The organism is Salinibacterium sp. ZJ450 (assembly GCF_011751885.2).
Lineage (GTDB): Bacteria > Actinomycetota > Actinomycetes > Actinomycetales > Microbacteriaceae > Ruicaihuangia.
The window spans coordinates 340,529-361,138 of sequence record NZ_CP061771.1; the positions used below are offsets into that span (position 1 = coordinate 340,529).

A 20,610-nucleotide genomic window follows, 5' to 3' on the forward strand; every position below is an offset into this window, starting at 1 on the left:
CCCTAGGCTAGATGCATGGCGGTGTGGGACGAACTGACGGGGCAGGATGCCGCGATCTCGGTGTTCCGGCACGCCGCCGCCGCGGCAGCCAGCGGCTCCGCCGGCATGACCCACGCCTGGCTGATCACCGGCCCGCCCGGTTCCGGCCGCTCCAACCTGGCCTACGCGTTCGCCACAGCACTGCTCGCGATCGGCCAGGACGATGAAGAGGCCGTGCGCAAACAGGTGGATGCCCGCAGCCACCCCGATCTCAGCGTGCTGAGCACCGAGAACGTGATCATCAAAATCGACGACGTTCGCGGCATCGTCGGCTCCAGCCACTACTCGCCGAGCGTCAGCCAGTTCCGGGTGATGGTGATCGAAGACGCCGACCGCATGGTCGAACGCACCTCGAACCTGCTGCTGAAGTCGCTCGAAGAGCCGCCGCCGCGCACCGTCTGGATCCTCTGCGCCCCCAGCGAGGCCGACCTGCTGCCCACCATCCGCTCCCGGGTGCGCACCGTGCGTCTGCGCACGCCGAGCGTCGACGACGTGGCCGCGCTGCTCATCCGCCGCGACGGGGTCGAGCACGACGTGGCCATCCGCGCCGCCCGCGAATCACAGAGCCACATCGGCATGGCCAGGCGCCTCGCCACCAACACCGACGCGCGCGAACGCCGCCAACGCACGCTCGACATCGCCCTTGGCGTGCGTTCGGTGTCTGACGCGGTCGTGGCCGCCGGCAAGCTCATCGACCTGGCCAAAGACGACGGCAACGCGATCACGGTGGAACGCGACGCCGAGGAGCGCGAGCACGCCCTGCGCTCGCTCGGGATCGAGCCGGGCGGCACGATCCCGCCCGCGTTGCGCGGGCAACTCAAGTCGCTCGACGAAGACCAGAAGCGGCGGGCCACCCGCAGCCTGCGCGACGGCATCGACCGCATCTTGGTTGACCTGCAATCGCTGTACCGTGACGTGCTGCTGCTGCAGCTGGGTGTCGACACCGACCTCATCAACGCGGCAATCCGCGACCGATTGCAGGATGTCGCGGACCGCACGGCGCCCGCCCAGATCCTCGGTGTCCTCGATGCCATCACCACCGCCCGCGGGCGGATCGAGGCCAACGTGGCACCCGCGCTGGCCCTGGAAGCGATGCTCGTGTCGGCCACCCGAAGGGATTCTCGTTAGTGCCCCGCAGCATCCGACTCGCCGCGTTCAGCGTGGTTGTCCTCCTCGCCCTCGCCGGCTGTGCCCCCAGCCAGGCGCCCACCACCTCGACGCCCACCGGCGAGGAGGTCAGCGCCGCACTCCAGCCGTTCTACGACCAGCAACTGCAGTGGGAAAGCTGCGGTGCCAGCCTGCAATGCACCACGGCAGACGCGCCGCTCGACTGGGACAACCCGCAGGCGGAGTCGATCGAGCTCGCCCTGGTGCGCCAGGTGGCGCAGGGTGGCGACCGGCTCGGGTCGCTGCTGGTCAACCCCGGCGGGCCAGGGTCATCCGGCTATGACTTCGTCAAGGACAGCCTGGACTTCGCCACCAGCGAGCGGCTGCAGTCCCGCTACGACATCGTCGGTTTCGACCCCCGCGGCGTCGGCAGCTCATCCGCGGTGGACTGCTACGACGACCCGGCCGAGATGGACACCTACCTGTACGAACTGCCCACCCAGCAACCGGGCAGCGACGCGGGGATCGAGGAGACCAGGGCATCCATGGCCAGCTTCGGTCAGGCCTGCCTCGAGCACACCGGCCCGCTGCTCGAGCACATCGACACGGTGAGCGCCGCCCGGGACCTTGACCTGCTGCGCGCGGTGCTCGGCGACGAGAAGCTCAACTACCTCGGCTACTCCTATGGCACCCTGCTGGGCGCGACCTACGCCGAGCTGTACCCCGGCCACACCGGCCGACTGGTATTCGACGGAGCCGTCGACCCGGCGACCAGCGAATTCGACGTCTCGGCCACCCAGGCGCAGGGCTTCGAAAGCGCAATGCGCTCCTACCTGGACGACTGCCTGACCTCGAACGAGTGCCCGTTCCACGGCACCGTCGACGAGGGCATGCAGACCATCGCCGACCTGCTGACCAGCCTCGACGCCAGCCCGCTGCGGCACAGCGACGGCCGCGAGCTGGGCGGCAGCACCATGTTCACCGCGATTGTGTTGCCGCTGTACAACACGGCAAGCTGGCCGCTGCTGAATGACCTGTTCGCCGAGGTGCTCACCGGTGAGACCGACACCGCATTCATGCTCGCCGACAGCTATAACGGGCGATCGGCCGACGGCACGTACCTGAACAACCAGACCGAGGCGTTCATCTCGATCAACTGCCTCGACTACGAGTCGAACCCCACCAACGACCAGATTCGCGAGCAGGCGGCGGAAATGGCGGTGCTCGCGCCGGTGTTCGGCCCGCGGATGTCGTACGGCACGGGATGCGCCGGCTGGCCGTTCCCGGCGGAACGGGAACGCGGCCCGATTGCGGCGGCGGGGTCGTCCGACATCCTGGTGGTCGGCACCACCAACGACCCGGCAACACCGTACGTGTGGGCTGAGAACATGGCCGGGCAATTGGAGAATGGGCACCTCGTCACTTACAACGGCGAGGGACACACCGCGTACAACAAGTCGAACAGCTGCGTGCAGGATGCCGTGGAGGACTACTTCATCGACGGCACAGTGCCGGAAGCAGACCCCAACTGTTAGCAATCCTCCACGCTGCAAGTTTGCAGCCTGTGCAATAATTGTGACCATGAGTACCGCCGAGCTGGGCCTGCGCGAGCGCAAGCGCATCGCCACGCGCCGCGCCATCCAAAGCGCGGCGCTGCAGTTGGCGCTGGAGCGCGGCCTCGATGGCATGACCGTCGAAGAGATCAGCAGAATCGCGGATGTCTCTCCGCGCACGTTCTTCAACTACTTCTCCTCGAAGGAAGCCGCCTTGCTCGACGACGGGCCAGGGCTGCCTGACTCCGACGCGATCGAGTCCTTCGTCCTAGAGCGCGGCAACGTCGTTGACGACCTCGGGGCTCTGCTGGCGCACGCGGCGGAGGAGGCGGTGGTGGACCGCGAGAACCTCGCGCTGCGGCGTGACCTGGTGAAGCAGCATCCGCAGCTGTTGGCATTGAGAATGGGCAGGATGCACCAATTCGAGGCCGACCTGGACGAGATCCTTTCCCGGCGGCTCCGTGAATCCGATCCTGGCCTGGCAGACGACCCCGAGTCGCTCGCCAGCCGCAGTCGCCTGTTGACTATGGTCGCAATTGCGACCGTGCGACACTCCTGGGGGGTCTGGGCGAACGCCGCGGGAAACCCGCCCCTGGCCGACTGCGTACACCGGTCGTTTGCGGAGCTGCGCACGATTCTGCCGTGAAACCGGGTAATCCGGCCGGCGTGACCGGGCGGCCGCCAGAATCGGCTAAGCTGTCTTGCTGTGTCACCGAGTTCACTCGGATGCCACGCCGCCCTAGCTCAGTCGGCAGAGCATCTCACTCGTAATGAGAAGGTCAAGGGTTCGATTCCCTTGGGCGGCTCCACTTTTCTCTTCAACCCCGATCGCGCGCGCCTCAGTGGTTCGTCCTGACCGTGCGCTCGCTCGAACTCGTGGTCTCAACACCGGACGGATCGCGTGCGATAGCGGATAGGATTGTACGAGCATAGAGAGAAGACGAGCATGGCTCCCAGCAAGGCAGAACAGGCATACGCGATCCTCAAGCAGCGCATCATGGATGGCACGTATGGTCCTGGTCAGCGTGTCGTGATCGATCAGCTCGGACGCGAGTACAACATCAGTTCGGTGCCGTGGCGCGAGTCGCTGCGCCGGCTCGAGGCCGAGGGCTGGGTCGAGATCATTCCCAACGCGGGCGCGGTCGTGACGACGGTGGATGTCGATTCCTGGCACCGCACGATGAACCTACTCGCCCGTCTCGAAGGGTATGCGACGGCGCTGTCGGCATCCCGCCTCACCTCGGATCAGCTCGCCGAGGCACGCTCGCTCAACCGAGAGATGGGTGAAGCGCTGGCGAACTTCGATCCGCAGCGGTTCGGTGACCTGAACAGAAAGTTCCACGAACTGCTGTGCTCGCAGTCCGACGACGTGCGGCTGAACGATCTGGTGCACGCCGAATGGACCCGACTGGACCTCATCCGCCGTACCGCGTTCTGGTACGCGCCCGGGCGGGCCCTCGCGTCGCTGTCCGAGCATGATCAGATCCTCGACCTGATCGAGGGTGGCGCCGATCCGGATCTCATCGAAACCTCGGTTCGCCGTCACGAGATCAACACCCTCGATGCCGTAGCGAAGCACGAGGCGGAACGCCTTGCGGAACGCGAGGGGGCGGCGCCCGCTCGCTGAACTCTGTGAAATCGCACTAGAAATCGTGTGCGATTCTCCATGCGATCTCCGATAGGTCCCGCGCACGATCCGCGCCCCGCATGCTGCATGGCCGTGCCCGGCTCACCCGTCGATCGGCTCGGCGAGCACTGCCTGGAGGTCGCACTGGACGAGCGATGCACCATCGAGTGTCGCCGCCATGACCTGACGGGCCGGGCGGTTCGCGGTGTCGGGGAACATGGTCGTCCACTCACGGTTCAGAGCATCGCGGTCGCGATAATCGACCAGCCAGAACGTCATCTTGATGATGTCGTCGCTCGAGCCGCTGGCGGCATCCATGAGTGCGCGCACGTGTGCGAAGACGTTCGCAACCTGTTCGTCGAGCGAAGCCGGCATCTCTCGCGTCACCGGATCCCGCCCCGTCAGCACGCCTGAGACGAGGTGCTGACCGATGCGGCTCGCGACCGGGACTGGGTTCTGGTGCCCGAACCCCGGCAGATAGATGCTGACTCGGCGCGGCATCCCGTTCAGCCCTCTGCGATGACGCGGTTCTCGATCGCGCCCAGTCCCTCGATCTGGGCACGCACCACGTCGCCGACCTTGAGGAAGCGGCCCGTCGGGGCGCCGATGCCCGACGGCGTGCCCGTCGCGAGGATGTCTCCCGGCATGAGCGTCATCACCTGGGTGAGGTACGCGATCTGCTCGTAGATGTTGTAGATCATGTCGTTCGTCGGGAAGTCCTGACGCACCTCGCCGTTGACACTCAGGCGCATGCGCAGGGCCAGCGGATCGGCGATCTCATCGTCGGTGGTCAGCCAGGGGCCGATCGGCCCGTGGGTGTCGAACGACTTGCCGAGCGTGAACGTGGGAGAGCGCTTCGCCAGCCAGTCGCGGACCGACACGTCGTTGGTCACGAAATAGCCGGCGATCACCGAGCGGGCGTCCTCGACGGACACGTGCTTGCACTGCTGCCCGATCACGACGCCGAGTTCGATCTCGTAGTCGAGCTCGTCCGAGACGTCGGGCTTCACGATCGGGTCGAACGGGCCGCCGATGCACGACACCTGCTTGTTGAACCAGAACTGGCTCGTGGGGATGGGGATGCCGGCCTGGCGGGCCTCTTCGGCGTGCTCGGCGTAGTTCATGCCGATGGCGAGGTATTTCTGCGGGTCGTCGATCGGTGCGAGGAGCGTGACGGAGTCGAGCGGATGCCGCGCACCGTCTGCGGCGAGGATCGCGTCCCGCAGGGCGGGAAGGTGCGGCAGGATCTCGCGGACGGAACGGCCCACGCCCTCGACGCCCGAGAGATCGACGACCGAGTTGCCGTCGACGCGGCCGACCCTGACGTCTCCGTCGCCGTTGTGAAAGCGTGCGAGCTTCATGCCTTGTTCTCCTTCTCCTCGGCTGTCTCGGCAGCCTTTTCCGAGGGCAGCTGGCCCCATACCTGATCACCGTAGGGTGTCATCTGAAAGCTGACGAACCGCCACTGCTGGTCGGCTCCGCGGTGCAGAACCTGGGTGACGACGCCGTCAACGGTTCGCTCGCCGCCCTGCGGGGCCCGCATGCGGTTCACGATGCCGCCGGTCACGACGGCGGTGTCGCCGAAAACGCGTACGAGAAGATCCTGACGCGTGATCTCGAGGTAGGCCTGGCGAGTGGCGACGTGCTCAAGCAGCATGGGCTTCGTGTGCACGAGGCCGGGGGCGTGGATGTGGATGAGCGACTCGTCGAACATCTCGTCGAGAGTTTCAAGGTCGCCGGCGATGAGGGCATTCTGCCGCCGCGTCTCGACGGCGAGGATCTCGGCTGTCACGGCATCCGTACTCACTTGGCCTCGACCTCGTCCCACGTGCGGAATCCGGTGGCTTCGCCGGCCTCGAAGCCGGGTCGGGGCTGACCGACGAGCGCGTGGTACTTGCTGAAGATCTCGTCGGCCTCGGTCAGCGGCAGCACGTGCTCAATGTCGTCGAAGGGCTTGCCGTCGGAGCGCTCGGCGACCATCCGGCGGATGACCTCGTAGCCCTCGCCGCGCATGTTCATGACGATCCGGTTGACCGGCTCGCGCCGCGCCTCATCGTATGCGACAAATGCGTCGTGGGGGTTGTCGAACTCCACGAGCTTCTCGGCCACGACACGCGCGTCGAGGAACGCCTGGCACACGCCATTACCGCCGCGCGGGTACATCGCGTGTGCCGCATCGCCCAGCAAAACGACACGTCCGTCGACCCAGTTGTCGAGCGGCGTGTGGCGGATCAGCGGGAACAGGTACACCTCGCGCGCATCGCGCATGAGCTGCTGCACGTCGAAGTACGGTATGTCGACCGTGTCGTAGAGCGGGATGACGTCCTCTATGGAGCCGAGCTGGTTCCAGTCCTCGATCGATTCCTCGCCGTCGACCTCGACGACCCAGTTGATCAGCTGCTTGCCGGAGCCTTCGAAGTCGTCGGCGATCGGGTAGATGATCATCGTGGAGATGCGCGGGTCGCCGATGTGCAGGATGGTGTGCCCGTCGCGGATCGGGTCCCAGAGCGTCGTTCCGCGGTACATCGTGATGCCGGAGTACTCCGGCTCCGCGGCCTCGGGATGCATCTGCTTGCGCGTGGGAGATTTGATGCCATCGGCGGCGATGACGGCGCTGTGCGTCACGTGTTCGATCGTGCCGTCCTCGTGGGCGATCTCCAGGGTCACGCTCTGGTCGTCCTGGGAGTACGACACCACTCGGCGGCCGAGCTTCACGGCATCCTCGCCGAGGCGCTCGAGCACCGTCCGGTAGAACATCATCTGCAGGGAACCGCGGTGCACGAAGCGCTGCTCGTGCAGGTAGCCCATGTGCACACCGCACTTCTCGGCGTAGATCTCCTGGCCGTAGTGGTTGTAGAAGATCGAGTCGACGGCGTCCACAGACATCGCCCGGAACTCCTCGAGAAGCCCGAGCTCTTCGATCTCCTTGACCCCGTAGACCTTGATGTCGACACCGACACCGAGAGGCCTGAGCTCGGGGGCTGCTTCGTAGATGGTTGGGCGGAACCCCTTCTGGTGAAGGCGCAGGGCCGTGATGAGCCCGCCGGGCCCGGCTCCGATGATGGCGATGTCAGACATGGTGTCCTGTTCTTCTCGTTGTTTGATCCGGCTACGCGCCGGAAGTCTGGGGGAACAGTTCGCTCAGGAACCGGGTCGTCGCGTTCCAGGCCCGCTCGGCATTGCGCGGGTGGTAGTTGAACAGTTCCGGCTTCGGTGAGAACTGCGCCTTGACGCTGGTGAAGGCGTGCACGGTGTGGCTGTAGAGGGTGAGTTCCCAGTGGATGTCGGCGCCGTTCAGCGCCCGCTCCAACTGCGCGCGCTGCTCGGAAGTCGCCATCGGGTCGATTGCGCCCAGCGAGACGAGAGCCGCGGTGCCGGCGTTCGCGGCAGACCAGTCGAACTCGAGGATGTCGAGCCCGGGGTGGATGGCGATGACACCGCGCACCTGCCCGCCGGTGCGGACAAACTCGAGTGCCGACGAGCCGCCGAAGCAGTACCCGAGCAGCACGATGCTGTCGGCATCGACCTCGGGCTGGGCTGCCGCGGTGCGATGGGCCTCGGCGACGCGGGCGATCCACTCCGGGCGATTACCCACCATCGACCCCATATACGGGCCGATCTCCGGCTGCGCCTTGAGCGTCGTGCGGTTACCCCAAACGTCGGCGCCGAACACCGAGAACCCCAGTGCGGCGATCTTCTCCGCGATGGCAATCATGTCCGCACCGAGGCCGAATGCATCGTGAAGCAGCACGACCGTGGGAAGCTCGAACGCGCCCTCCGAGGCGACCAGGATCCCCTGCATGAGGGTGTCGCCGAGCCGGTACTCGACATCGCGCTGCGACAGGGTGACCATTTGTATTCCTCCTTGAATCTGGAGCCGATCGTACGTGGAATCGCACGCGATTTCAAACGAGATTCTGAGAATGGGATCGCAGGTCGCGTCTGCGATCCCATTCCGGATGTCGCGCCCACAGCATCCGACTCACAGCTTTTATGCCCGGTGACCGGGCCTTATCGTGGCAAGGGGCGCCCGCAGCGGAGGGTGGCGCTGGCGACGCTCGCAATTTTCGCGTACGGTATCGCACATGATCTGCTGAGATCTTCTTGCATCTCAGCGAGCGCACACGAAAGAAGGGTCCGCATGACCGTCGTTGACATCAATATCCATCACCTCCCCGAGGACCTCTTCACCAACGAGAAGATCCTGAACGGCTTCCTCGACAGCGCTCCGCGCGGTTTCGGGGAGATCGCCAGCGTCATCACGATGGAGAACGGCAAGAAGCAGCTGGTGCTCGAGAAGCCCAAGGGCTACCCGAACCTGAACTACGTCGACGGGGACTACTCCGCCGAGTCAAAGCTCGCGGCGATGGACGAAGCCGGCGTCGATTTCGGCATCATGCGCGTGCCCGTCTGGCAGGAGTGGCTGGGGCTCGAGACCTGCAAGGCAGTGAACGACAACGCCGCCGAGATCGTCACGAAGTCGAACGGCCGCCTCTTCGCCACTGCCTGCGTTCCGCCGTGGGGCGGCAAGGAGAACGTCTACGAACTCGAGCGTGCCGTGGGTGACCTCGGTGCTGTCGGTGTGCAGCTCGCCTGCCACTACGGTCAGCTCTACCTCGACGACCCGGTGTTCGAGCCCTATCTCAAGGTGATCGAGAAGCTGGACATCCCGGTCATCGTGCACCACACGCCGCTTCCGGTCGAGTACAAGTCGGTGCTCGACTACACGAACCTGCGTCGTGAGTTCGGTCGCATCACCGATCAGGCCACGGCCGTCGGGCGCGAGCTGTTCAGCGGCATGTTCGACCGGATGCCCGGACTCCGCTTCATCCACACCATGCTCGGCGGCAACTGGTTCGCCAACACCGAGTTGCTGACCCCGCACGCCTCCCCGAAGGCCGAGGCGATGCAGCGACTCGACCCGACCGGCGGCCAGAAGATCAAGCAGTACCTGGAGGAGAACATCTTCTTCGACCTCACCCACCCGCACTCCTGGGGCAAGATCCAGGTCGAGGCAGCGCTCAAGATCAACGGAGCCGACCACTACATGTTCGGATCGTCGTTCCCGGTCTTCTACAGCTGGATGAGCCAGGGCGTCGAGTTCGTCAAGAATGAGCTCGAGATCAGCGAGGAAGACCGCGAGGCGATCTTCTACGGCAACGCCAAGCGGATGTTCAACCTCCCCATCTGATCCACGACGACGACTTTCGGAGCCGATCATGGTTGATCACCCCAACAGCAACGACATCGACGACTTCTTCTCCAGCGACCGGGTGTCCGGGCGCGAGGAAGCGGTCGAGCTCACCTCGCAGAGCTATCGCGAGCATCTCATCGACCTCGATGACCCGATGCTCGCCGAGGTGCGCGGGATGGACTACGAAGAGTTCGCGGCCGATCGGTACAAGGCCCCATTCCTGCGCGAGCTGTTGGACTACTGGAAAGGACTGTACGACGAGCCCTTCGTCGGCATCACCTCCGACGGCGAGCGCCGGGAGGGGCTGTACCGGCTGCCCGACAGTACGACGCCCGACCCCGCGCCTGCCGCGTCGGCTGCGAGACTGCTCTCGCTGCTGAGCGCCGAGCAGAAGGAGAGAATCGGCTATCCGCTGGATGCTCCGGAGTGGCGAGGCTGGAGCAACCCGGAGTTCGTGTTCTTCCGCACTGGCCTGCGCATGGAGGACCAGAGCGACGAGGTCGCGGAAGCGATACTCGATGTCGTCCAGGCGTCCCTGAGCCCCGAGGGGTTCGACCGCGTGCGCGAGGCGATGGATCTGAACGGATACCTCGGCGAGTTGGTTGCGCTGCCGAAGATCATGAACAACCGCAGCTACTGGTTCGCGCTGTTCGGCACGCCCTCCGCGGACCAGCCGTGGGGCTGGCAGCTATACGGCCATCACGTCGCCCTCAACTTCGTCACCGTCGGCGGCCGACACGTCGTCGCTCCGGTGTTCATCGGCGCGGAACCGGCGCTGTCAGACGACGACCGCCAGCCGCTGTTCGACGCACGCGAGAAGGTGGCGATCGAGCTTGCCGAGTCGCTCGACGCCGGCCAGCGAGAGCAGGCCATCGTCTACCGGTCGGTGCTCGACCCGGCAATGCCGGAGGGCCGGATGCATCCTGCCGACGAGCGCCACGTCGCGGGTGCCTTCCGGGATAACCGCGTGGTGCCGTATGAAGGAATCCGCGCGTCGGCGCTGACTGATGCTCAGTGGGCGTTGCTGCGTGACATGGCGGAGGACTTCCTGGTGCTGCTCACCGAGTCGCAACGTGAGCAGTCGCTCGTCGAAGTCGATGCACATCGGGACGAGACCTTCTTCAGCTGGTATGGGGCGACGGATGGCTCGCAGCCGTTCTACTTCCGCATCCAGAGTCCCGTCATCATCGCCGAGCTCGACCATCACGCGGGTGTCTGGCTGAACAACCGCCTGCCGGCGCGATTCCACGTGCACACCACGCTGCGGCTGCCCAACGGGAACGACTACGGCAAGGCATACCTCGACGAGTGGCGCCACCGCGGGTTCAGCTGATCACACGCGATCTGATTCGCGATCACGCGTGTTATCGCATAAGATTTCACACACGATCCGCCAGAGAAGGCAGATCGTGAGTTGACAAAACGTACGTTACCGATACGTTGCGCTGTTTCACTAGACACAGAGTCCAGTGAGTGCTAAAAAAACTGTACCGAAGCGCGTCAAAGCGGACGCGCCGGGCTACTGCTACACGAGGAGGTGTTGCGTAGATGACCGCACCAAGGCTGGAAGTGCGCTCCCTGTCGAAGACATTCGCCGGAGTGACAGTGCTCAAGGACGCCCACCTGCAAGTCCAGGCAGGAGAGGTCCACGCCCTCATCGGGCAGAACGGCTCTGGCAAGTCGACGCTGATCAAGCTCATCAGTGGCGTTTACCGCGCAGACCATGGCGGCGAGGTGTTCGTCGACGGTGAGCGCATCGGTACTCCCGTAGATCCAGGGCGACTGCACGACGAGGGACTGGCGTTCGTCCACCAGGACCTCGGCCTCATCCCGGATCTCAGCGTCCGTGAAAACGTGCGCGTCGGCCGGCATTCGACAACCCGGTTCACCGGATGGATCAACAAGGGCAAGGACGCGAAGGCGGTCCGCGAGGCCTTGGAGTTTCTGGGCCTCGGCCACATCTCACCCGACGCCAAGGTCGGCAGCCTGCGCCCGAGTGAACGCGTCGGTGTCGCCATCGCGCGAGCGCTGCAGGAGCGACAGCTCGGCAGCGGCGTTGTGGTGTTCGATGAGTCCTCGCGCGCGATTCCGCACGAGTCGCTGGATGACTTCTACGACATGATCCGTCTGCTCACCTCCCAGGGGACCGGCGTGGTGATCGTGAGCCACAACCTCAACGAGGTGCTGCAGATCGCCGACCGGGTGACAGCCCTCCGTAACGGCCGTGTGGTTGAGATGGGGCTCTCCACCGCCGATCTCGACGAAGCGGCACTGACCAAGCTCGTCCTCGGCCACTACGGAGAGCTCGACGATTTCCAGGCGGCCATGCCCGCCGACATCCGGGATGGCGGCATCGAACTGCGCGGCATCAGCGGCGGGCGCATTCGCAATGTCTCCACAGCGGTCAAGCGGGGCGAGGTGGTCGGCTTCACCGGCAGCGTCGACTCCGGGCTTTCCAGCCTGGCGCCGCTCATCGCCGGCGCGGTCAGTGGGCGTGGGACGATCGTCGTCGATCACTCGGAACTCCCGCTCGAGAGCGCGAGCATCAGGAAGGCACTTCGTGCGGGAATCGCCTACATCCCGCAGGATCGCCATGGCCAGGGACTCGCGACCGGTCTGACCGTCGAGGAGAACGTCACGCTCCCGCATCTGCACCGGCGGGGCAAGCCGTGGTGGACCGGGCTGGGCTGGCAGAAGTCCGAAACGGAAGCGGTGCTCAAGGCCTTCGAGGTCACGCCGCCGAATCGCCATGCCGTTGTCGCTACCTTCTCGGGCGGCAACCAGCAGAAGGTCCTCATGGGCAAGTGGCTGCTGGGCGGGCCCACTGCGCTTGTGCTCGACGACCCGACCCAGGCGGTGGATGTCGGTGCCCGCTCGGCGGTGCTGCGAGCCACGCGCCAGGCCGCAGTCGACGGTGCCGCCGTCGTTCTGTGCAGCTCCGAGGTCGACGACCTCGCCGCGGTCTGTGACCGCGTTCTCGTTCTGGAGGAGGGGAAGGTGCTGCTCGAACTCGAGCGCCCGTTCACTGCCGACGACATCCTCTCCGCGATCTTCCACGACTCCGAAGGATCTGACCGATGACCACCACGACCCCGAATCCCACCACCTCCAACGTCACGATTCCGAAGCCCGTCTCGCCGGCGCGACGGATCGCGTTCAACATCCTCTCCCGCTATGCGCTCGTGATCTTGTGGATCATCATGCTGCTGGTGCTCCTGGCGTTCGTGCCGGGTGACGTCAGCCCGTTCGACGCCATGCGCACGGTCTTCAGCCAGATCACGCCCGTGATCTTCCTGGCGCTCGGCGTGGTGATCACGATGTCGGTCGGCGAGTTCGACCTGTCGTTCGCGGGAATTTTCAGCATCTCCGCGGTCGCGGTCCCGTCGCTTGCCGTCCTTTACGGCTGGCCCGTCGGCCTCGCAGTGCTTGCCGCGATCGTCATTGCCCTCGTCTTGGGTGCGATCAATGCCGCGCTGATCGTGGGGCTGGGAATCAACTCGGTCGTCGTCACCCTCGGTGTCTGGAGCGTCGCCGGCGGGCTCGCGTTCTGGCTGTCGCGTGAGACCACCGTCAGCGGTCTCGACCCCGCGCTCGCCGCGATCTCGACGGGTCGATTCCTCGGGCTGCCGCACGTGTTCTGGTATGGCGTCATCCTGGTTGCGATCGCCGCGTACATCATGGGAGCCACTCCCATCGGCCGCCACATGGCGTTCGTGGGATCCAACCGCGCCGTCGCTGCGCTCGCCGGGATCGCGGTCAGCCGGGTGCGGATTGGCGCGTATCTCGCGAGCGCCCTGCTCGCAGGGCTCGCTGGCGTCGTGATCTCGATCGGAAACGGCGGCTTCAACCCGGCATCCGCCGGGGCGTACCTGCTGCCCACGTTCGCCGCGGTGTTCCTCGGCACGGTCGCGGTCGTGCCTGGCCGGTTCAACCCGATCGGCATGCTGATCGCCGCATACTTCCTCATCACCGGTGTCTTCCTGCTGCAGCTCCTCCACTTCACCGGCTGGGTGACCGAGGTCTTCTATGGCATGGCGTTGATCGTCGCCGTCACGGTGTCGCACCTTCTGCAACGCCGAATCAAGGGCTGACCCTCGACAAGCGATCGAGAGCAGACCCCGCACCAGCTGCACTACCCATCACCAAGAGCACTACCCACACCCACGAATGGAGTCACTCGAATGACGAAGTCACTACGAGCTCTCGGCGTCGCTCTCGCCGCCGCGAGCATGCTCATCCTCGCCGGTTGCGCCGGCGACGGAGGGGACAACACCGCCGCACCGGCCGAACCGGCAGCCGAGCTGAGCTCCGAGGCTCAGGCGGCGCTCGAGATCGTCGAGGCTGCATCCGTCTCCGTCGACGAGTTCGAGGCACCAGGCGACGCGATCGACGGCAGCGCCATCGCCGGCAAGACCGTGTACTACATCCCCGCCACACTGCAGGTTCCGGTGCTGAAAGTCATCGGCGAAAACCTGACCGATGCGCTCGACAACCTCGACGCGACCGTCCAGGTCTGCGACGGCAAGGCGAACCCCGCCGACATCGCGAGCTGCGTCGCGCAGGCGATCGCAGCGGATGCCGGTGCCGTCGTCACCGCAGGCATCACCCCGGAGTTCGCACCGGCCGCATTCGCCGACCTGACCGCCGCGGGGATTCCCTGGGTGCAGGGCCTCACCGCCCCGGCCGGCGCCGCCGACCCGACGCAGGTCGCCTACGTCACGGAGAACCAGGTCCTGCTGCAGAGCTGGTCCACCAACTGGGTCATCGCCGACTCGGATGCCAAAGCGAACGTGCTCGTGATCAAGCTGACCGACACCCCGGCGACGACGATGTGGGCCGACGCGGGGATCCTCGCGACCTACGAGAAGGGCTGCGCGGACTGCGTCGTGGAGGTCATCGAGATCAACTCGGGCCAGCTCGACCGCTTGCAGAGCCTGATCAGCTCGACGCTGGTGGCGAAGCCCGACATCACCTACATCCAGGCGCAGTTCGACCAGTTCCTGCCGGCCGTCGCCCAGGGCATCCAGTCCGCCGCGCGCGACGACATCACGGTCGCGAGCGTCGACGGTTTCCTGTCAACACTGCAGGACATGGAGGCCGGTGGGAACATCAAGTCCGCCGTCGCCTACAACAAGTCAGCCCTGGGCTGGTACCTGGCTGACGCCGCCGCGCGTCTGGCCGCCGGACAGCCTGCCGTCCAGAACCTCGACTTCCCGTTCCGTCGCGCGTTCAACGAGACGAACCTCGGCGACCTCACACTGACGCCCGAGGCTGAGGCATCCGGGGAGTGGTTCGGCGACGCCGACTACCAGGCCGGGTTCCTCGAGCTGTGGGGCACCAACTAGCGAACGCCACTCTCACCGGCCTCTGCCTCAGGGCAGAGGCCGGTGACGAACCACCTTTACTATTGGTGGGTGACTGATCCGCGCCAGCCTGACGACCCGCAGAGCGAGCCGACGCAGGCGACGCCGACCCCATTTGACGAGGGCGAGCCGACGCAGGCGATGCCGACCCAGTCGGGTGAACAGTCCGGCGCAGACACCCCGACCGCGGCCATCGGTACCCCAGGCTGGCTCGGTGGCCAGTCCACGGTGGCCCTGCCGACCCAGCCCGCGGCGCCGGAACAGCCGACCGTGGCGATGCGGGCCCCCGAGCTGCCGGTCGCTCCCACTGAGCTCCTTGCCGCCGCGCCCAGCGGTGCCGCCGGCGACACTTCCCGCGATGCCGGGGGCGATGGCAGCCTGCCCCCGGCCGGTGGAGGAATCGGTGCGCTGTTCCGCCGGCATCCGAAAGCCTGGCTCGTGTCCACGCTCGGACTCGCCTTCGTGCTGCTCGGCGGTGGGGCAGTCTTCGCCGGCATGGCGAGCGCCCGGCCCGAGGCATCCGTCGTCGCCGCTCCGACATCCACCCCGACACCAACCGAGACCATCGAGCCGCCGCGCCCGGTGCCGAACCCGATCGCCGGGCCGACCGCGCTGCGCACCTGCACGCTGGGCGGCCTCGCCACCGACCCGCGGCTCGCCAACCTGCACGCCTCGGTGCTGAACGCCACCACCGGAGAGGTGCTGTTCGACCGCAACGCCGCCACCCCGGAGCGCACCGGCAGCGTGCTGAAGACGGTCACCGCCGCCGCCGCTCTCGCCGCCCTCGGAGCGGACTACCGCATCACTACCAGCGTTGTGGTCGCCACCGACCCGACCACGATCACCCTCGTCGGCGGGGGAGACGCCACCCTCAGCCAGCGGGGCGCGGGCGCGGAAAGCTTCTACGCCGGAGCGCCGAAGCTCAGCGATCTGGCCGCGCAGGTGAAGGCCGGCCTGCCCGCCGGTCAGACCGATGTGGCATTGGTGCTGGACGCCACCCTCTGGGACCCCACCGACAAGTGGGATTCGAGCTGGGATAGAGATCAGCAGACCATCGGGTACATGTCCGAGGTGACGGCGCTGCAGGTCGACGCCGACCGAGCCGACCCGAACAAGAACACCAGCCCCCGCAGCACCGACCCGATCGGGAGCGCGGGCGAGGCATTCGCCGCCGCCCTGGCCGCCGAGGGGATCACAGTCACCGGCACGAGTACCGGAGCAGCCCCGGATGGCGCAACCGCCATCGCCCAGGTTCAGTCGCAGCCGGTGTCCACGCTGGTGCGCCAGATGATGGATCTCAGCGACAACACGCTCGCCGAAATGCTGGCACGCCTGGTGTCGATCGAACAGGGCCTGCCCGGCACCTTCGGATCGCTGCAGGATGCGTACGCGAGCGCGCTCAGCGTCTACGGCATTCCCACCACCGGCATGGTGATCCGAGACGGATCCGGGCTCAGCGAACACAACCGGGTGACTCCCGTGTACGTGGCGCAGCTAATGGCGAAGGCGCTGCACGGCGAGCAGAACCTTAAGGTGATGTACGACACGCTGCCGGTCGCCGGTCAGAGCGGAACCCTCAAGTCGCGGTTCACCGGCGACGCCGCCGTCGCGCGCGGCGCGGTCAACGCCAAGACCGGATGGATCGACACCGCTCGCACCCTGGCCGGAGTCGTGCACGCCGCCGACGGCAGCGAGCTCGCCTTCGCGTTCTACGCCGTGGGCACCGGAAAGGAATCCGCGATGCCCGCGCTCGACGAGCTGACCGCCGGAGTGTTCCGGTGCGGCAACAACCTCAGCAACAATTGACCCGGTCGTAAGCTGGGCGCATGACACGGGCCCTGTTCATCATCGACGTACAGAACGACTTCACCGAGGGCGGCGCCCTCGGCTGCGACGGCGGTAACGCGGTAGCCGCGCGCATCACCGAGTGGCTGGCCGAGCATGACTACGATCACGTGTTCGCCTCCCGAGACTGGCACGACGCCGACAACGACAACGGCGGACACTTCTCGCCGAAACCCGACTTCGTGAACAGCTGGCCGCCGCACTGCGTCAGCGGAACACCGGGTGCCGAGTACCACCCGGCGCTCACGCTCGACAAGGTCGATGTGCACGTCCAGAAGGGCCAGGGCAAACCGGCATACTCGATCTTCGACGGCGTCACCGACGAGGGCCGCTCGGTCATTGCCACGCTCGACGACCTGGACGTCACCGACGTCGACGTTGTCGGAATCGCTACCGACCACTGCGTGCGCGCATCCGCCCTGGACGCGCTGCGCGCCGGGCGGTCGGTGCGTGTGCTGACCCGAATGATCGCGGGCGTCGCACCAGAGAGCAGCAAGGCGGCGCTCGCCGAAATGCGGTCCGCCGGCGCCCAGATCGTGCGCTGACGCCGCCGGGCGACCCGCCTAGTAGTGCGAGAGGTCGCTGGTGATCCCGGTCGATGCCTTCAATAGCTCCGGCAGCAGCCGATCCTTGGTGTGCGCGACCGACGACCCACCCGCCACGGTGGACACGTTGATCGCCGCGACCACCTGACCGGCGCGACGCACCGGCGCCGCCAGGGAACGCAGTCCGAACTCGAGCTCCTGGTCCACCATTGCCCAGCCCTGCTCGCGCACGTGGCCCAGCTCCTCGAGCAACGCGTCCCGCGTGGTGATGGTGCGCGGCGTCAGGGATTCGGCGTGGAATCTGGTGAGGAAGTGGTCAAGCTCATCGGCGGACAGGTTGCCGAGCAGCACCCGCCCCATCGAGGTGGCGTGCGCGGGAAACCGGGTGCCGATGGTGATGTTGACGGTCATGATCCGCCGGGTGGGCACCCGGGCGATGTAGACGATATCGGCGCCGTCGAGCACCGAGGCCGACGTCGACTCACCGACCGCGCGCGACAGCTGTTCGAGGTGTGGCTGCGCCACCTCGGTCAGCGACAGTGACGACAGGTAGCTGAAGCCCAACTCGAGAACCCGCGGGGTGAGCGAGTACGCGCGCTCGTCGGCACGCACATAACCGAGTTCCTCCAGGGTCAGCAGGAACCGCCGCGCGGTCGCCCGGGTGAGGCCGGTGGCGCGGGCAATGTCGGCGAGCGTCATCGACGGGCTCTCGGCACTGAACGCACGGATCACGGACAGGCCGCGGGCGAGCGACTGCACATACTCGCCGCTCGGAGGGATCGTCATTCGCCGAGGTTAGCGTTCCAGCACGACCGCGAGGCCCTGCCCAACGCCGATGCAGATCGCGGCCACACCGACACCGCCACCGCGGCGCTTCAGCTCGTGCGCGACATGGCCGATGATGCGGCCACCGGATGCGCCGAGCGGGTGCCCGATCGCGATGGCGCCGCCGTGAATGTTGACCTTCTCCGGGTCCAGGTCGGGCCAGAGCTGCAGGCAGGCCAGACTCTGCGCCGCGAACGCCTCGTTCAGCTCAACCACATCGACGTCGGCCCACGTCTTGCCGGCGCGGGCGAGTGCCTGGTTCGCGGCCTCGACCGGGCCGATGCCGAACACGTCGGGATCCACGCCGGAGGCGCCGCGCGACACGATCCGAGCGAGCGGCTCAGCGTCGATCGCGCCCTCCGCGCCGATGATCAGCGCGGACGCGCCGTCGTTCAGGGTGGACGCGTTGCCGGCGGTCACCGTGCCGTTCTCCTTGCGGAACGCGGTCTTCAACCCGGCGAGAGTCTCGACCGTGGTGTCCGGGCGGATGCCCTCGTCGCGGGTGAGAGTGGTGCCGGGCACCAGCACGATCTCGTCGTCGTAGATACCGGCATCCCATGCCGCGGCGGCCAGTTGGTGGCTGCGCGCGGCGAACTCGTCCTGCGCCGCACGGCCGATGCCGTAACGCTCGGCCAGGATCTCGGTGCTCTCACCGAGCGACACGGTCCATTGTCCGGGCATGCGCGGGTTGGTCATGCGCCAGCCGAGGGTCGTGGAGTGCATGGTCTCGTTGCCGGTGGGATAGGGCCGGTTCGACTTCAGCATCACCCAGGGCGCGCGACTCATCGACTCGACGCCGCCGGCGATCATCAGGTCGGCGTCGCCGGTCTCAATCGCGCGACTGGCCTGGATCACCGATTCGACGCTCGACCCGCACAGCCGGTTGACGGTCACGCCGGGGATGGTCGTGGGGAAGCCGGCAAGGATCGCCGCCATCCGCGCCACGTTTCGGTTGTCTTCACCGGCCGCGTTGGCGTCGCCGAGGATGACGTCGTCGACCTTCTCCAGATCGAAGCCCGGATGCCGCGCAATGAGCGCCTCCAGGGTGTAGCCGGCGAGGTCGTCGGGTCGTACATCGGCGAGCCCCTTGCCGATGCGGCCAAACGGGGTGCGCACGGAGTCGTAGATGAAGCTGCTGCCCATGGTTCGTCTCTATTCGGTGAGGGCGAGCCCGGTGAGCTCGCGCAAGTCGTCGATGGTGGTGTCGCCGAAGGTCTCGATGACGGATGCACCGTCAGGGCCCACCGCGAATACGGCGAGGTCGGTGTACACGCGGTTCACGCAGGCGACTCCGGTGAGGGGATAGGCGCAGGCCTCGACCAGCTTGGCGACGCCGTCGCGGGTGAGCAGGTCCATCATCACCCAGACGCTCTTCGCGCCGATAGCCAGGTCCATCGCGCCGCCGACCGCGGGAATCGCGTCGGGGGCACCGGTGTGCCAGTTGGCCAGGTCGCCGCCGACGGACACCTGGAAGGCACCGAGCACGCAGACGTCGAGGTGACCGCCGCGCATCATGCCGAACGAGTCGGCGTGGTGGAAGTATGAGGCGCCGGGCAGCTCGGTGACCGGAATCTTGCCCGCGTTGATCAGGTCGGGGTCGATCTCGGAGCCTTCGGCCGCCGGCCCCATCCCGAGCATGCCGTTCTCGGTGTGCAGCGTGATGTTGCGCTCCGCGGGCAGGTGATCGGCGACGAGCGTTGGCGCGCCGATGCCGAGGTTCACATAAGCACCGACGGGGATGTCGGCGGCGATACGGGCAGCGAGCTCGGTGCGGTTGATTCCGGTCATGCTTCGGCTCCCTCGAGCTCAACGGCGACGTCCGCCCCGGCGATCCAGGCGCGGTCGCCGACCTCGACCACACGGCTGACGAAGATGCCGGGGGTGATCACGGCTTCCGGGTCGAGTTCGCCAACCTCGACCACGCGGTCGACCTGGGCGATGGTCACGTCTGCGGCGGCGGCCATCACCGGCCCGAAGTTACGACTGGTCTTGCGATAGGTGAGGTTGCCCAGCTGGTCGGCGCGGAAGGCGCTGATCAGTGTGTAGTCGGCGCGGATCGGGTACTCGAGCACGTAGTTGCGCCCGTCGATGACGCGTGTCTCCTTGCCTTCGGCCAGGGTGGTGCCGAAACCGGTGGGGGTGAAAAACGCGCCAATGCCGGATCCGGCGGCCCGGATGCGTTCGGCCAGGTTGCCCTGCGGCACCAGTTCGAGCTCGATCTTGCCCGCTCGGTACAGCCCATCGAAGACGTGGGAGTCGGTCTGTCGCGGGAAGGAGCAGACGATCTTGCTCACCCGGCCGGCCGCGAGCAGCGCCGCGAGTCCGGTGTCGCCGTTTCCGGCGTTGTTGTTGATCACGGTGAGGCCCGTCGCGCCCTGAGCGAGCAGCTGATCAATCAGCTCGACCGGCTGGCCGGCGCGGCCGAAACCGCCGATCATGATAGTGGCACCATCGGGAATGTCGGCCAGGGCATCCGCCACGCTCGGTGTCAGCTTTGACAGCATCCGATCAA

The 20,610-nt window shown here is 66.5% G+C and carries 20 protein-coding genes and 1 tRNA gene; 12 read left to right on the forward strand and 9 right to left on the reverse strand.

The genetic code is table 11. The features are described from left to right. Positions 1-15 precede the first annotated feature (15 nt). The 5 genes from HCT51_RS01705 to HCT51_RS01725 all read left to right on the forward strand — a co-directional run bounded on the left by HCT51_RS01705 (position 16) and on the right by HCT51_RS01725 (position 4,326). Positions 16-1,167, forward strand: a complete 1,152-nt coding sequence (locus tag HCT51_RS01705) for a DNA polymerase III subunit delta' (RefSeq protein WP_166879771.1) — start codon at positions 16-18, stop codon at positions 1,165-1,167. Beyond that, positions 1,167-2,681 carry an alpha/beta hydrolase gene (locus HCT51_RS01710; RefSeq protein WP_166879768.1) on the forward strand — a complete coding sequence of 505 codons (1,515 nt, stop codon included), beginning with the start codon at positions 1,167-1,169 and terminating at the stop codon, positions 2,679-2,681. Before HCT51_RS01705 ends, HCT51_RS01710 begins: the two co-directional genes overlap by 1 nt. A 46-nt stretch (positions 2,682-2,727) precedes the next feature. Then, on the forward strand, positions 2,728-3,345 hold the full coding sequence (locus HCT51_RS01715) for a TetR/AcrR family transcriptional regulator (RefSeq protein ID WP_166879764.1): 618 nt from the start codon (positions 2,728-2,730) through the stop codon (positions 3,343-3,345). Between the two features lie 87 nt (positions 3,346-3,432). Further along, positions 3,433-3,508, forward strand: a tRNA-Thr gene (locus HCT51_RS01720). Positions 3,509-3,645: 137 nt separating this feature from the next. Beyond that, positions 3,646-4,326 carry a GntR family transcriptional regulator gene (locus HCT51_RS01725; RefSeq protein ID WP_166879761.1) on the forward strand — a complete coding sequence of 227 codons (681 nt, stop codon included), beginning with the start codon at positions 3,646-3,648 and terminating at the stop codon, positions 4,324-4,326. A gap of 102 nt (positions 4,327-4,428) precedes the next feature. On the opposite strand, the gene HCT51_RS01730 is transcribed toward HCT51_RS01725, so the two are convergent. Genes HCT51_RS01730 through HCT51_RS01750 form a run of 5 tightly spaced genes read right to left on the reverse strand, consistent with a single transcriptional unit; the run spans position 4,429 to position 8,179 of the window. After that, positions 4,429-4,827 (reverse strand): RidA family protein, encoded by a 399-nt coding sequence (locus HCT51_RS01730; RefSeq protein ID WP_166879758.1) that lies wholly within the window; start codon positions 4,825-4,827, stop codon positions 4,429-4,431. Positions 4,828-4,832: 5 nt separating this feature from the next. After that, positions 4,833-5,687, reverse strand: coding sequence for a fumarylacetoacetate hydrolase family protein (locus tag HCT51_RS01735; RefSeq protein WP_166879753.1), 855 nt, complete (start codon positions 5,685-5,687; stop codon positions 4,833-4,835). Next, the gene (locus tag HCT51_RS01740; RefSeq protein ID WP_224760613.1) at positions 5,684-6,118 is read right to left on the reverse strand and encodes a nuclear transport factor 2 family protein; all 435 of its coding nucleotides are present in this window, start codon (positions 6,116-6,118) and stop codon (positions 5,684-5,686) included. Before HCT51_RS01740 ends, HCT51_RS01735 begins: the two co-directional genes overlap by 4 nt. A gap of 11 nt (positions 6,119-6,129) precedes the next feature. Continuing rightward, positions 6,130-7,404: an FAD-dependent monooxygenase gene (locus HCT51_RS01745; protein WP_166879746.1), complete on the reverse strand. Its 1,275-nt coding sequence runs from the start codon at positions 7,402-7,404 to the stop codon at positions 6,130-6,132. 31 nt (positions 7,405-7,435) lie between these two features. Further along, positions 7,436-8,179 (reverse strand): dienelactone hydrolase family protein, encoded by a 744-nt coding sequence (locus HCT51_RS01750; RefSeq protein ID WP_166879743.1) that lies wholly within the window; start codon positions 8,177-8,179, stop codon positions 7,436-7,438. Positions 8,180-8,467: 288 nt separating this feature from the next. Between HCT51_RS01750 and HCT51_RS01755 the strand changes: the two genes are divergently transcribed. The 7 genes from HCT51_RS01755 to HCT51_RS01785 all read left to right on the forward strand — a co-directional run bounded on the left by HCT51_RS01755 (position 8,468) and on the right by HCT51_RS01785 (position 17,273). Next, a complete protein-coding gene (locus tag HCT51_RS01755; RefSeq protein ID WP_166879740.1) occupies positions 8,468-9,517 on the forward strand; it encodes an amidohydrolase family protein in 1,050 nt (349 codons plus the stop codon). A gap of 28 nt (positions 9,518-9,545) precedes the next feature. Then, complete coding sequence (locus HCT51_RS01760) at positions 9,546-10,853, forward strand: DUF3500 domain-containing protein (protein WP_166879735.1); 1,308 nt, start codon at positions 9,546-9,548, stop codon at positions 10,851-10,853. Between the two features lie 215 nt (positions 10,854-11,068). Beyond that, positions 11,069-12,601: a sugar ABC transporter ATP-binding protein gene (locus tag HCT51_RS01765; protein WP_166879731.1), complete on the forward strand. Its 1,533-nt coding sequence runs from the start codon at positions 11,069-11,071 to the stop codon at positions 12,599-12,601. Continuing rightward, on the forward strand, positions 12,598-13,611 hold the full coding sequence (locus HCT51_RS01770; protein WP_166879727.1) for an ABC transporter permease: 1,014 nt from the start codon (positions 12,598-12,600) through the stop codon (positions 13,609-13,611). Before HCT51_RS01765 ends, HCT51_RS01770 begins: the two co-directional genes overlap by 4 nt. A gap of 90 nt (positions 13,612-13,701) precedes the next feature. After that, the gene (locus tag HCT51_RS01775; protein ID WP_166879724.1) at positions 13,702-14,865 is read left to right on the forward strand and encodes a sugar ABC transporter substrate-binding protein; all 1,164 of its coding nucleotides are present in this window, start codon (positions 13,702-13,704) and stop codon (positions 14,863-14,865) included. Positions 14,866-14,934: 69 nt separating this feature from the next. After that, positions 14,935-16,689: a D-alanyl-D-alanine carboxypeptidase/D-alanyl-D-alanine endopeptidase gene (gene dacB, locus HCT51_RS01780; protein ID WP_166879720.1), complete on the forward strand. Its 1,755-nt coding sequence runs from the start codon at positions 14,935-14,937 to the stop codon at positions 16,687-16,689. Between the two features lie 20 nt (positions 16,690-16,709). Next, entirely contained in the window at positions 16,710-17,273 is a 564-nt protein-coding gene (locus tag HCT51_RS01785) for an isochorismatase family protein (protein ID WP_166879717.1), read from the forward strand. Between the two features lie 18 nt (positions 17,274-17,291). On the opposite strand, the gene HCT51_RS01790 is transcribed toward HCT51_RS01785, so the two are convergent. Genes HCT51_RS01790 through HCT51_RS01805 form a run of 4 tightly spaced genes read right to left on the reverse strand, consistent with a single transcriptional unit; the run spans position 17,292 to position 20,602 of the window. Continuing rightward, positions 17,292-18,059, reverse strand: coding sequence for an IclR family transcriptional regulator domain-containing protein (locus tag HCT51_RS01790; RefSeq protein WP_166879713.1), 768 nt, complete (start codon positions 18,057-18,059; stop codon positions 17,292-17,294). Positions 18,060-18,068: 9 nt separating this feature from the next. Beyond that, complete coding sequence (locus HCT51_RS01795) at positions 18,069-19,241, reverse strand: thiolase family protein (protein ID WP_166879709.1); 1,173 nt, start codon at positions 19,239-19,241, stop codon at positions 18,069-18,071. 9 nt (positions 19,242-19,250) lie between these two features. Then, the gene (locus HCT51_RS01800; protein ID WP_166879706.1) at positions 19,251-19,886 is read right to left on the reverse strand and encodes a 3-oxoacid CoA-transferase subunit B; all 636 of its coding nucleotides are present in this window, start codon (positions 19,884-19,886) and stop codon (positions 19,251-19,253) included. Then, positions 19,883-20,602 carry a 3-oxoacid CoA-transferase subunit A gene (locus HCT51_RS01805; RefSeq protein WP_166879701.1) on the reverse strand — a complete coding sequence of 240 codons (720 nt, stop codon included), beginning with the start codon at positions 20,600-20,602 and terminating at the stop codon, positions 19,883-19,885. The genes HCT51_RS01800 and HCT51_RS01805 overlap by 4 nt, the downstream gene beginning before the upstream one ends. Positions 20,603-20,610: the final 8 nt, after the last annotated feature.